This is a genomic window from Rhizobium sp. PEPV16 (assembly GCF_008919455.1).
Lineage (GTDB): Bacteria > Pseudomonadota > Alphaproteobacteria > Rhizobiales > Rhizobiaceae > Rhizobium > Rhizobium leguminosarum_Q.
This window is the reverse complement of sequence record NZ_VSZV01000327.1, coordinates 19,004-31,287: the sequence shown is the minus strand read 5'-3', so window position 1 is coordinate 31,287 and position 12,284 is coordinate 19,004. Positions and strand designations below refer to the sequence as shown.

Annotated in this window: 13 protein-coding genes and 1 pseudogene; 8 read left to right on the top strand and 6 right to left on the bottom strand. The window is 61.1% G+C overall.

Annotated features, from left to right (window positions below; all coding sequences use genetic code 11):
- Window positions 1-434 precede the first annotated feature (434 nt).
- The 3 genes and pseudogenes from FY112_RS22155 (at window position 435) to FY112_RS22145 (ending at window position 2,965) form a co-directional block, all read left to right on the top strand.
- Window positions 435-1,361: an ABC transporter ATP-binding protein gene (locus tag FY112_RS22155; RefSeq protein ID WP_003540418.1), complete on the top strand. Its 927-nt coding sequence runs from the start codon at window positions 435-437 to the stop codon at window positions 1,359-1,361.
- A complete protein-coding gene (locus tag FY112_RS22150) occupies window positions 1,358-2,119 on the top strand; it encodes an ABC transporter permease (RefSeq protein ID WP_151519289.1) in 762 nt (253 codons plus the stop codon). The genes FY112_RS22155 and FY112_RS22150 overlap by 4 nt, the downstream gene beginning before the upstream one ends.
- 113 nt (window positions 2,120-2,232) lie before the next feature.
- Window positions 2,233-2,965 (top strand): annotated as a pseudogene (locus FY112_RS22145) (SDR family oxidoreductase).
- On the opposite strand, the gene FY112_RS22140 reads toward FY112_RS22145, so the two are convergent.
- From FY112_RS22140 to FY112_RS22120, 5 genes are all read right to left on the bottom strand, one after another.
- Window positions 2,928-3,851, bottom strand: a complete 924-nt coding sequence (locus FY112_RS22140; protein ID WP_151519288.1) for a LysR family transcriptional regulator — start codon at window positions 3,849-3,851, stop codon at window positions 2,928-2,930. The pseudogene FY112_RS22145 and the gene FY112_RS22140 overlap by 38 nt on opposite strands.
- 129 nt (window positions 3,852-3,980) lie before the next feature.
- A complete protein-coding gene (locus FY112_RS22135; RefSeq protein ID WP_131619771.1) occupies window positions 3,981-4,418 on the bottom strand; it encodes an EamA family transporter in 438 nt (145 codons plus the stop codon).
- Between the two features lie 166 nt (window positions 4,419-4,584).
- Complete coding sequence (locus FY112_RS22130) at window positions 4,585-5,286, bottom strand: TIGR02281 family clan AA aspartic protease (RefSeq protein WP_017960796.1); 702 nt, start codon at window positions 5,284-5,286, stop codon at window positions 4,585-4,587.
- Window positions 5,283-5,501, bottom strand: a complete 219-nt coding sequence (locus FY112_RS22125) for a DUF1289 domain-containing protein (protein ID WP_017960795.1) — start codon at window positions 5,499-5,501, stop codon at window positions 5,283-5,285. The genes FY112_RS22130 and FY112_RS22125 overlap by 4 nt, the downstream gene beginning before the upstream one ends.
- Window positions 5,502-5,519: 18 nt before the next feature.
- The gene (locus tag FY112_RS22120; protein WP_017960794.1) at window positions 5,520-6,302 is read right to left on the bottom strand and encodes an adenosylcobinamide-GDP ribazoletransferase; all 783 of its coding nucleotides are present in this window, start codon (window positions 6,300-6,302) and stop codon (window positions 5,520-5,522) included.
- A gap of 156 nt (window positions 6,303-6,458) precedes the next feature.
- Here FY112_RS22120 and cobT point away from each other — a divergent pair, with 156 nt between their 5' ends.
- Window positions 6,459-7,475, top strand: coding sequence for a nicotinate-nucleotide--dimethylbenzimidazole phosphoribosyltransferase (cobT, locus tag FY112_RS22115; RefSeq protein ID WP_151519287.1), 1,017 nt, complete (start codon window positions 6,459-6,461; stop codon window positions 7,473-7,475).
- A 139-nt stretch (window positions 7,476-7,614) separates the two neighbouring features.
- Window positions 7,615-8,004: a diacylglycerol kinase gene (locus tag FY112_RS22110; protein WP_003560069.1), complete on the top strand. Its 390-nt coding sequence runs from the start codon at window positions 7,615-7,617 to the stop codon at window positions 8,002-8,004.
- 104 nt (window positions 8,005-8,108) lie between these two features.
- On the opposite strand, the gene FY112_RS22105 is transcribed toward FY112_RS22110, so the two are convergent.
- On the bottom strand, window positions 8,109-9,644 hold the full coding sequence (locus FY112_RS22105; protein ID WP_151519292.1) for a HAMP domain-containing sensor histidine kinase: 1,536 nt from the start codon (window positions 9,642-9,644) through the stop codon (window positions 8,109-8,111).
- A 106-nt stretch (window positions 9,645-9,750) separates the two neighbouring features.
- Here FY112_RS22105 and FY112_RS22100 point away from each other — a divergent pair, with 106 nt between their 5' ends.
- The 3 genes from FY112_RS22100 (at window position 9,751) to FY112_RS22090 (ending at window position 11,503) form a co-directional block, all read left to right on the top strand.
- A complete protein-coding gene (locus tag FY112_RS22100) occupies window positions 9,751-10,308 on the top strand; it encodes a thermonuclease family protein (RefSeq protein WP_151519286.1) in 558 nt (185 codons plus the stop codon).
- Window positions 10,309-10,312: 4 nt separating this feature from the next.
- Window positions 10,313-10,945 (top strand): uracil-DNA glycosylase family protein, encoded by a 633-nt coding sequence (locus FY112_RS22095; RefSeq protein ID WP_151519285.1) that lies wholly within the window; start codon window positions 10,313-10,315, stop codon window positions 10,943-10,945.
- A 69-nt stretch (window positions 10,946-11,014) separates the two neighbouring features.
- Entirely contained in the window at window positions 11,015-11,503 is a 489-nt protein-coding gene (locus tag FY112_RS22090; protein WP_003540387.1) for an Lrp/AsnC family transcriptional regulator, read from the top strand.
- The last annotated feature ends 781 nt before the right edge of the window (window positions 11,504-12,284 follow it).

Here is a 12,284-nt window from a genome sequence, read left to right as displayed (position 1 = left end):
GGGCCGGCTAAGACGGAACGCGGCTAAACAGGGGATACTGGCCGGTTCCAAGCACTTCGTGACTGAACAATAACTTTCACTACATGCCGAGGCAGCAAAAATGGGGCGCAACGAGAACACCCGGAGACGGCTCCGCAAAGGGGTGGGCGGCGGGGCGGATGCCGGTGCTGACCTCGGCTCTCTTATCGGGCACGAAGATCACCGGATGATGACATCTGAGACCAGCTGCCGCCTTTCTTTTCGCCGGCGAGGTCGGCTTCTCGCGAAGACCCGATGCCGGCTACGTCACCTGCGTCAGTGGGTCGCCTACGCCATTGGGCCAACTGTGTTGGCAGCACGTGAATGCAGTGTTCATGCGCTTAAGGATGTTAAAGCGTTACAAAGGGACTATATAGCGGGCCGAAGTAACTTCCGAGAATCCGCAAGAGTCCCGCATGGCCCCCATCATTTCCGTTCAGAACCTCACCAAGACCTACTCCAATGGGTTCGAGGCCCTGAAGGGCATCAATCTCGACGTCGAAAAGGGTGAGATTCTGGCGCTGCTCGGGCCGAACGGCGCGGGCAAGACGACGCTGATCTCGATCATCTGCGGCATCGCCAATCCGAGCGGCGGCCGGGTGCTGGTCGCCGGCCACGACGTCGTGAAGGATTTCCGTGCCACCCGCGGGATGATCGGGCTGGTGCCGCAAGAGCTCACCACCGATCAATTCGAGACGGTGTTCAATACAGTCAGCTTTTCGCGCGGGCTGCACGGCAAGAAAGCCAATCCTGCGCATATCGAGAAGGTGCTGCGCGCGCTCTCGCTCTGGGACAAGAAGGACAATATGCTGCGCCAGCTCTCCGGTGGGATGAAGCGACGTGTGCTGATCGCCAAGGCGCTCTCGCATGAGCCGGATATCCTTTTCCTCGACGAGCCGACCGCCGGCGTCGATGTGACGCTGCGCAAGGACATGTGGCATGTCGTCGAAGAGCTTCGAGCCTCCGGTGTCACCATCATCCTGACCACCCATTATATTGAAGAGGCCGAGGAAATCGCCGACCGCGTCGGCGTCATCAACGGCGGCGAGTTGCTGCTCGTCGAGGACAAGGCAGCGTTGATGGCCAAGCTCGGCCGCAAGCAGCTCATCCTCGATCTCACCGAACCGCTGAGCCGCCTGCCGGATTGTTTTGCCGGCAACGGACTGACGCTGGAAGCGGACGGCAACCGGCTGACTTATGATTTCGACGCTGGCAACGAACAGGAAAGCATTGCTGCACTGCTGACCCGGCTCGGTGAGAATAATATCCACTTCAAGGATCTGTCGACGCGGCAAAGCTCGCTCGAGGACATCTTCGTGGCGCTGGTGGGAGCAGAAAAATGAATATCGAGGCCGTCAAATCGATCTATTTCTTCGAGATGGCGCGCACGCGCCGCACGCTGTTGCAGAGCGTCATCTCGCCCGTCATTTCGACCTCGCTCTATTTCATCGTCTTTGGTGCCGCTGTGGGATCACGCATTCAGGAGGTGGAGGGTGTGTCCTACGGCGCCTTCATCACGCCCGGCCTGATCATGCTGACGCTGCTCGGCCAATGCATCAGCAACGGCTCTTTCGGCATCTATTTCCCGAAATTCACCGGCACGATCTATGAGGTGCTTTCGGCGCCGGTGGCGATGACGGAGATCCTGCTCGGTTATGTCGGGGCGGCGGCGACCAAGGGGATGATCATCGGCTTCATTATCCTCCTGACCGCCACTCTCTTCGTTGACGTCAGGATCGAGCATCCCTTCATGATGATCCTGTTCTTCCTATTGACGGCAATCACCTTCAGCCTGTTCGGCTTCATGATCGGCATCTGGGCCGGTAATTTCGAGCAGTTGAACCTCATTCCCATGCTGGTCGTGCCGCCGCTGACTTTCCTCGGCGGCAGCTTCTATTCCGTCAGCATGCTGCCGCCCTTCTGGCAGGCGGTCAGCCACCTCAACCCGGTGCTCTATCTCGTCAGCGGCTTCCGCTGGAGTTTTTACGGGATCGCCGATGTCAACCCGGCGATCAGCCTGGCGATGATCACGGTGTTCCTGGTGGTCTGCCTGAGAACACTCGCCTGGATCTTCAAGACCGGCTACCGGCTGCGGAACTGATCAATCACCCGAATACCCGCCATCGGAAAACCCGGTGACACCATCGGTTTTTTCCGTTTTTCTTCCGTTCCGGTCCGAGGCATCTGCTGCATCAGCCGAGAAGGAGATGACAGATGACAGACATCCGGATCGAAGGCGCGAAGATCATTATTGTTGGCGGCAGTTCCGGAATGGGGCTGGCACTGGCGAGGCGGTTGCTCGGGGAAGGGGCAGCGGTGACGATCGCAGGACGCAGCGAAGATAAGCTTACGGCGGCCCGCCGCAATCTCGGTGAGCATCCTGGATTGGCGACGGTTGCCGTCGATATATCGCGCGAGGAGGAGGTCGCGGCGCTGTTCGGTAATAGCGGGCCGGTCGATCACATCGTCAGCACGGCGGCCGATATCGAAGGCGCCTATCAGCTGCTGCCTTCGATCGAGCTTACGAGCGCAAAGGGTGGTCGAAAGCAAGTTCTACGGGCCGCTGCTGCTGGCGAAATATGGTGCCGCCCATCTGCCGCCCTCAGGATCGATTACTACGTCAGGTGTCGCGGCCTACCGGCCGGCGGCGCGTGGATCAGTGGTCGCAGCCGTCAATGCGGCACTCGAAGGCCTGGTCAGGGCGCTTGCTGTCGAACTGGCGCCGATCCGGATCAACGCGGTGTCACCCGGATGGGTGGATACGCCGATCTGGAGCTTCGTCGCCGGCGACGCCAAGCAGGCGACACTTGATGCGATGGCACAGCGCCTGCCGGCCGGACGCGTTGGACGGCCCGAGGATATTGCCGATGCAATCCGCTTCCAGATAGGCAACGAATTCACGACAGGCACTATCCTGCATGTCGAAGGCGGGCATCGGCTGGTCTGATCGGCGACAGGTGTTCGCTTGCCGATTGCAGCACGAGGGCGAGTGCCGGCGGCTGCACGCGCCGGCGGCGCCACATCATCACCAGCGATGTTGCGGGTGGTTTGCCCGGCCATGGCAGTTCGACGACGTTGCCCCGCGTTACGGCTGGGCCGACCGCAAGGCGCGGCACGAGGCCATAACCGGTGCCGGATGCGACGAGCCGGACGATCGTCGCGATGCTGTCGGCTTCGGTGACGATTGATGGTGCTGCAATGTGTGCTTCGGCAAAGGCCGTGTCGAACAGGTAACGGTAGACGCAGCCGGTTTCGGTGGCGACGAAGGGTGCGGTGCTCAGTGCCGCGAGGCTTGCGGGTGGTCGGGCTTGAAAATCGCGACCGGCAATCAGCACCAGCGGTTCGCTGCAGATGCGGCGTGTCAGGAAGCGCTCATTCTGCTGCCCCCGATCGAAGGTGAAGGCGATATCGATCGAGCCCTGCTGCAATTGTGCCAGCAACTCGCCGCTGCCGCCGACCTTGAGCTTGAGGCCGACATCTGGGTTCTTCTTGCGAAAGAGTGACAGCCACGGCGCCAGCCTTTCGGCGGCGATGGTTTCGAGCGTCCCCAAGGTGATGGACTGTCCGGCGTTGCCGGCTGCAGCACTGACGGCGGTCTTCGCCTCCTCGTTCAGCGCCAGTATCTCTTCGGCGTAGGTTTTGAGGACCGCGCCTGCGGGTGTCGGGACGACGCCCTGGCGAGAACGGAGGAAGAGTTCTGCGCCGACTTCCTCTTCCAACGCCTGTATCTGGTCGCTGAGGCTTGACTGAGCGAGATTGACCTCGGCAGCGGCGCGCGTGAGATTTTCGTGCCGGATCACCGCAAGGAATGTCTTCAATTGTCGTGGGTTCATGTCGGGCTCCGGAATGGCGCGCAGTGGCGCCTTGATGCAGGATATCAACAAAGCAGAAGGCGCTGCAACGCAGGAGCATTTGGCGGCGAACTGCTCATCTTGTGCTACGCGTATTGCGCCAGTTTCCCGTCAGGCGCGGCTGACGAGCAGGGCGCCTGAGATGATGAGGAGGGTGCCGGCGACGAGCTTTACGATGTCGAGCTCGGAGGCTTCGCCGAGAAAGACGGCGCCGATTGCCAGTGTCACCAGCACGTTGCAGCTCCAGATTGGGGCGAGTTTCGAGACGGGGACACCGTAAGTGAAAAGCGCAAAGCTGATGAGGCCGGTGCCGACGGCAAAGCAGGCGCCTGATATGGCGGCAAAACCGAGACCTTCGGCGGTCCAGGGGGCAGGGCGCCAGATAAGTGCGGCGATCAGCCCGGCAAGCGCGCAGGCAGCGCCGAAGACGATCAGGTAGACGGCGGAGCCGGTGGCTGATGTGGCGCTCTGCTTCTGGAAGATGGCGGTAATGCCCCAGAACAGGGCGGGCAGAACGCCGCCGATGACGATCGGCCAGAGTGAATTCATTGCAAAACTCCTGTCGCACCCATAGGTCAAGGCCTCGCCTGAGGCGAAGGCCGGCCGAACATGTGGTGCCACCAGACTAGGAGTTTCTTTTTGCTCTTTGTGGTCTTGTTGTTCTTCCGCTCAAGCTGCCAGATCCGGTCGTCGCCGTAAAGCGGCGGAACCGCAATTAATCGCGCATGCGGAGTTCGTCGGTCTGCATCTGCAGCGAGCCCAGCGTTTCCAGGAAGCTCATGCCGAGCAGGCTCTGGTCGAGCCGGCCATCCTCGGCGACGCTGGCTGCGACATTGTTGCGGATGATCGGGCCGATCGCTACCTGGTCAAGCGTGACAGGTGCTGCGCGGCCGCGGCCGTTGGCTGTCATGATAGTCATGGAATAGGTGAGGCGGGAGAGATCGATGCCGATCCTTTCGGCATCTTCGCGCGACAGCGCCACCATGCTGGCGCCGGTATCGACGAGCATCTCGACCGTCTGGCCATTGACCGCGACATCAGCTTTGAAATGGCCGTTCAGCAGCTTGTGCAGGATAATCTCCTGGCCGCCCTCACTTGTGGTTACGACGACGGCGCGGCCGGGAACGAGGCCGGCGAGCAGCCTGTTGCCGACGCCGAGCGCTTCCTGACGATAGAGGTAGACGGTTACGAGCGCCAGGATGATGACCAGCCAGATCATCATCTGACGCATCGTTTCACCGACACTGCGCCGGCTCGCCCAGATGCCGGCCGACAGCATCAGCGCGATCGGCAGCAGATAGACGACGCGGCCGAAGTCATCGCTCTGCAGGCCAAGGATCCGGCTGTTGTCACTGTTGAGGATCAGCACGGCAAGGCCGATGCCGATCACGACGAGGAAGACGGTCAAACGGATCATAAAGGCCGCTCCGGCCCACGGGTGAGGCTTGATTTCATATGGTTCGGCACCGTGACGGCGCCTGCAAGCCTTGCCGGCAGCAGCGTCATGATCCGCCTTCGCTCAGCGTCGGAATAGCTCGTCCAGCTGCCGATTTCCTGAAGAGTCCGGCCGCAGCCGGCGCAAAATCCGGTGGTGGGCTCCAAGGAGCAGAGGTGAATGCAGGGTGTTTGCATGAAGGATATATCGGAGTTTCAAAGTGCCGTGGCAAGGGCGCAAAGAGTGGCGATCTCGCAAATTTGCTGCGTCGCGCCCAGCGTATCGCCGGTGTGGCCGGCAAGCTTGCGGCGGATGAAAGCGGTGAAGGCAAACCCTGCGATGCCGGTGGCGAGCAGGCTTGCGACCAGCGGCCGCAGGCCGAATGCGGGCCAGATCAGAAGCGCCGCGACGAGGCCGGCTGAGGCGAGCGCAAACTGCATCGCCGCCTCGTCCGGCTGGCCGGTCGAGGCGGCCACGCCATCGGCCTTTGCCGGTGCCAACCGCTGCCAGTGCCAGGCGATGGCGCCGCGGCTGAGAGCCGCGACGGCGGGAATGGCGAGGGCTGTCGTGAGTGGCGAGGAATGGCGGGCGATCACAGCAAGCGCGGCTGCGCGGATCGCGAAGGAGAGGATCAGCGCTATCGCGCCATAGGTGCCGATCCGGCTGTCTTTCATGATGAGCAGGCTCTGCTCGCGGCTCTTGCCGCCGCCGATGCCGTCGGCCGTATCGGCCAGACCGTCCTCGTGCAGCGCGCCGGTGACGAGGACCTGGATGGAAAGCGCGATCAAGGCTGCCATCAGCGGGTCCGCACGCAGCCCCAAAAGGAGGAGGAGGGCAAGTGCGGGGATGAAGCCGATGACGATGCCGGCAAAGGGAAAGGCGCGCACCAGCCGGCCGAGCCTGCCGTCATAACCTTTGAACAGCGATTGCGGCATGGGAATGCGGCTGAGGAAGGCGACGGCGCGGGCGGTATCGACCGCATAGTCCTTGATCTTCATTCTGCTTCATTCTGCCGGAGGTCTCGGCTTATGGTCGCGGCGGCGCTTTTGGAGTTGTTCGCCTCGTCCGCCCGCTTTAAGAGAGTGGCCACCCGCAAAGAAGCTGATTTGCGGGAAAAAAACAAGAATACCCGGATTCATAGGAAAACCGCACAGATGAGCGTTTCAGGCCTGCCGTTCGACGATTTCCGTACCCTGCTCCGTGACCTGCCGGGGCCGGATGCCCGCGCGCTGGTGGCGGCGCGCGAACGTGACGCGCAGCTGACCAAGCCGCCGGGCGCGCTCGGACGGCTCGAGGAAATCGCCTTCTGGCTTGCTGCCTGGACCGGCCGCACACCTGCCGTCAACCGGCCGCTGGTGGCGATCTTTGCCGGCAATCACGGCGTCACCAGGCAGGGCGTCACGCCCTTTCCGCCAACGGTGACGCAACAGATGGTCGAGAACTTTGCAGCCGGCGGTGCTGCAATCAACCAGATCTGTGTCGCCTATGATCTCGGGCTGAAAGTCTTCGATCTGGCCCTCGATTACCCCACCGGCGACATCACCGAGGAGGCAGCGCTTTCCGAGCGCGATTGCGCCGCGACCATGGCCTTCGGCATGGAGGCGATCGCCGGCGGCACCGATCTGCTTTGCATCGGCGAGATGGGCATCGGCAATACGACGATTGCTGCGGCGATCAACTATGCACTCTACGGCGGCTCGGCGCGCGACTGGGTGGGACCCGGCACCGGTTCGGAAGGCGAAATGCTGGAGCGCAAGATCGCGGCGGTGGAAAAGGCGGTGGCGCTGCATGGCGACCATCTCGACGATCCGCTTGAGATCATGCGCCGGCTTGGCGGCCGCGAGATCGCGGCGATGGCCGGCGCCATCCTTGCCGCCCGCATGGAACGCATCCCGGTGCTGATCGACGGCTATGTCGCGACCGCAGCGGCGGCGGTCCTCAAAGCCGCCAATCCGTCCGCACTCGATCATTGCCTGATCGGTCATGTTTCCGGCGAGCCCGGACATCTTCGCGCAATCGAGATGCTCGGCAAGACGCCGCTTCTGGCGCTCGGCATGCGGCTCGGCGAAGGCACCGGTGCGGCGCTTGCCGCCGGTATCGTCAAGGCGGCCGCCGCCTGCCATTCCGGCATGGCGACCTTCGCCCAGGCAGGTGTGTCGAATAAGCATTAAGGCCGCGGTCGGCGCCGTCGATCCGAACGCCTTCGCTTGCGCGCCTCCAGTGGATTCGGTATTTGCGTATTCGCTCATCAAAGAGGAGACGGCAAAGCCTCTCCCGGTCTGTGATGCAACGGGAAGAGGAGAGGGCATCTTGACGAAGCCTGCGGTGACGAAAGAGACCGGACTTCGGCATTTCATCGCCGCCGCCAGCTATTCCTGGGCAGGCTTCCTGCGGGTGCTGAAAGAGGCGGCCTTCCGCCAGGAACTTGGCTTCTTCATCGTTTCGATCGCGGCGCTGGCGCTGGTGGGAGCCACTGCGGGCGAGATCGTCGTCGCGGTGCTTCTGTTTCTCGGGCTCTTTTCGATGGAGGCGATGAATACCGCCGTTGAAGAGGTGATCGACCGGATTTCGCCGGAGATTTCAATCGTTGGCAAACACGCCAAGGATCTCGGCTCCTTCGCGGTGACCTGTATGATCGCCGCCTGCTGCCTCTATCTCGGCTTCGTCCTCGGCAAACACCTGTTCTTTGGATCCGGTTGATTTCACGCGGGATCGGCCGGTGTCATCCGGATCCAAGTCTAAAAATTGAAGCATGATTTTGCCCGAAAACCGCTCACACTTTTCGGCATCATGCTTTCGCTGAATCAGGCAAAACTCTTGCGCTTGCGCGCGACGGCCTGAGCCTCCTCGACGGCCGGCAGGCTCTGGAGCACGCGCTTGGCGGGCAGGATAGCGATGACCTCGGTGCCCTCGCGAAGCTTCGATTTCAGCAGGAACTGACCGTCATGCTTGGCAAGGATCGCCTGGACGATCGGCAGGCCGAGGCCAGTACCCTGTTCGGCGCTTTTGATGGCGATCGAGCCCTGGCCGAAGGCCGACAGGACGACGGGAATCTCTTCTTCCGGAATGCCGGGGCCATTGTCCTTGATCGAGATGTACTGTCCACCGCCAGCTGTCCAGCCGACCTTGACGTGGATCTCGCCGCCCTGCGGCGTGAACTTGACGGCATTGGAGAGAAGGTTGAGCACCACCTGGCGCATCGACTTTTCGTCGGCCCAGATGGCCGGCAGCTGCCGCTCGAACTGGTCCGAAATGGCAATATTCTTGGCGCGGGCGCGCAGCTGGACCATGCCGATGCAATCTTCGGTGATATCGCGCAGCGATATCGCCTCCTCGCTCAACTCGTATTTGCCGGCCTCGAGGCGAGACAGGTCGAGGATCTCGTTGATGAGAGCGAGCCGATGCTGGCCGGAGCGGTGGATATCGCCCGCATATTCCTTGTAGGTCGGATTGGCGAGCGGCCCCATGACTTCGGCCGACATCACCTCGGAAAAGCCGAGGATGGCGTTGAGCGGGGTTCTGAGTTCGTGCGACATGGAGGCAAGGAAGCGCGACTTGGCGAGGTTCGCCTCTTCGGCGCGACGGCGAGCCTCGTCCGACATCGATTTCGCCACTTCCAGCTCGGCGATCAGGTCGTCCTTCTCCGATTGGTAGGAAAGGATTCTGAGGTTCGACTTGAAGAGCCGGTCGCTGATATAATTGAAGAAGACGAGGGTGGTGGTGAAGAGCCCCGTGAGGCTGATTTCGAGCAGGTCGCGCGACAGGCCGCTCTTGGCGGCAAGCGCCAGGACCGCCGGCGAGAAGGCGGCGAGCACGGCGGGCGTCAGCATGAAGTTCGACATCGCCGTGACGGAGAGCGCGATCAGCAGAGTGGCGCCCTTATAAAGAATGAAGCTCGACTGCTCGCAGGTGTCGCAGCCCTGCAATGCGAAGACGGCCCAGCAGCAGCCAATCAGGAACTGGCTGGAGAGCAGCAGGCGGCGCCATTTGCGGGCGCTCTCGGCGGTGATCTCCTGCCGGCGCGCGCGCCTTGCAAGCAGGATATTGCCGGCGTGACAGGTGAGTGTCAGCAGCGCCCAGAAGATCAATTGCGTGTTCTGGGTGAAATAGACGCCAAGCGCGGTGATGATGACGACGAAGAGCGGCATGATCGTCGCGCCCTGCAGCACCGATGCCACATACATGTTGAGAACGTCACGATCGAAGGAGGAATTTGACGCATGACCGGACTGAAGACGTTCGCGCGTCTGCCGCACGGCCTTGGAAACGGCCTTGTTGCGGTGGCTGCGCGACCTGTCGACGATGATCTTGTCGGTCGATGTGCTTACGCCGGTACTCATGTGCACGTTGAAACTTCATCCCAGGGTGGATAAGAGCTTAACCGGCAATTCTTAAGAAGATGTTTGCCATCTTTGCCAAGGATTTGTTTTTTAAGGAGGCAAAAGCGTGACACGGGGCCTGCGCCTGATTCGCGACGGCGTGATTGCTTTTGCCCTGCTGGCGCTCGTGGCGCTGATCGCCGCCAAGCTCAACGATGCAGCAAAAATCGAGCATGCAGGCGCCTTCCATGCTGCCGACGGCGACAGCCTGGTATTGGGAGACGAACGGTTGCGCCTCGAAGGCATCGATGCGCCGGAACTCAACCAGAGCTGCGAGCGGGCGGGGAAAGCCTGGGCCTGCGGGCGCGCGGCGCGCGAGGCGCTGCAGGACATGGTGCTGGCATCGGGAACGCTTTGTCGGGGCAGCCGGCACGACCGCTACGAAAGGCTGCTCGTCATCTGCCGCAACGGGACGGGCGGCGACATCAATGCCGCCATGGTGCGCCGGGGCATGGCGATTTCCTATGGCGATTATGGCAAGGAGGAGGCCGAGGCGAAGGCTCAGAAGGCCGGTCTCTGGGCCGGGACTTTCGAGCGGCCGCGCGATGTGCGCGATCATGCGCGCCAGAGTTCCGGTTTCGATGGCGCTCTGCGCTTCATCGGGCAGATCGTCGGGTGGGAGTAAAGCCATGAGCGACGAAGCCATGCTGGAGATGCTGCGGCATGAGATCGCCTCCTGTCGCATCTGTCGCGACGCACCGGCGAAAGGCCTCGAATACCGGCTGCCGCACGAGCCGCGGCCGGTGGCGGTGATCTCATCGAGCGCGCGCATCCTGATCGCCGGGCAGGCGCCCGGGCTTCGGGTGCATGAGAGCGGCCTGCCGTTTGACGATGCATCGGGCGACCGGCTGCGATCATGGCTCGGCGTTGACAGGGCAAGCTTCTGCGACCGCGACCGATTCGCCATCGTGCCGATGGGCTTCTGCTTTCCCGGCTATGATGACAAGGGCGCGGATCTGCCGCCGCGGCGCGAATGCGCACCGTTCTGGCGGCAAAGAGTGATCTCGGCCATGCCGCAGATCGAACTGGTGCTGGTTATCGGCCAATATGCGCAGGCCTGGCATATGGCCGGCGAAAGGCAGGACAATATGACCGAGACGGTGCGGGCATGGCGCGACAGTCTTCTGTCCGACCGATCGCCGGCGGTGCTGCCGCTGCCGCATCCGAGCTGGCGCAATAGCGGCTGGCTGAAGCGCAATCCCTGGTTCGAGAAAGAATTGCTCCCGGTCCTGCAGGAACGGACGAAAATGCTGCTTTCCTGAAACAAAATTCTTTTCGTTGCGCGGAATCGAGTTATACAAAGAAAATAATTCGAAAGGACTGTTGTGCGCATGGATCGCCTCGACCGAAAAATACTGCGTCTTCTGCAAGAAGATTCGACGCTTGCCGTTGCCGATCTCGCCAAGAAAGTGGGGCTTTCGACGACGCCGTGCTGGCGGCGCATACAGAAGATGGAAGAAGACGGCGTCATCAAGCGCCGAGTCGCCATTCTCGATCCGGAGAAGGTCAACACCAAGGTCACCGTCTTCGTGTCGATTCGCACTGCCACCCATTCAATCGAATGGCTGCGCCGCTTTTCCGAGGTGGTCGCCGAATTCCCCGAAGTGGTCGAATTCTACCGGATGAGCGGCGACGTCGACTATCTCCTGCGAGTCGTCGTGCCCGATATCGCCGCCTATGACGCTTTTTATAAGCGGATGATCGCCAAGATCGAGATTCGCGACGTTTCCTCCGCCTTTGCGATGGAGCAGATCAAGTATTCGACGCAACTGCCGCTCGACTACATGATTCTCGATAATGCCAAGTCCAACGAGGATTGAGGCCAAGCGTGCGGCCGTGACCGCACGCGATCATGCAAAATCCAACGAGGGCTGGGACCAGACGTGAGTCTGACCGGGGATATGCCCGTTGGAGGCGAGGTGTGACGCCCTGGCCGCACGCGGGAATGCCGGTTCGGCAGACCGAGTTCTGGCATGTGCGGTCGGTGATTGCAAAAAAGCCTCAAAAATAGCGAAAAAACGCTCAAATCGCCCATAATTCCTGTAAAAGTGAATAGCCTGGTAAGGATTCCGGGGTTATGGTCGATGAAACCAATGGGCGATATGTCATAATTTTGTCTCATTGGTATCGAATTCAGGACACCATGTTCTAAACCGCCACCTTGTTTGTGCTTGTTAGCCGGCGGTAGAGTTTATGCGCTTCACCAGCATGTTCGACGGGGGTCGGACGGTGGAGAATTTGACAACGGGGTGTAGCGTTTGCGGCTTGCGATGGAGGATTTCCGTCGCGGAGCCGTTTGGCATGTCTTTTCTATAAATATTTGAAATTGTTGTATAAAAATCACGTTGTCGGGGAAAATGGACCGTGAGAACCCATCTGGTGTGTATCGAGAATTGCTTGATAGAGCCTTGTATGTGATGACGGTTTGGCGGTTCGATCGATCCGCACGCCGAGATGGCTGTTCAAACTGGGCCGGCTTCAAATCGACTACCCGATCTGAAGCCAGCCCCGATCGACAAAGGAATGGATTGGTAAATGAACATCAGAATGGTTTTGCTTGCATCAGCAGCAGCATTTGCTGCATCGACGCCGGTTCTTGCA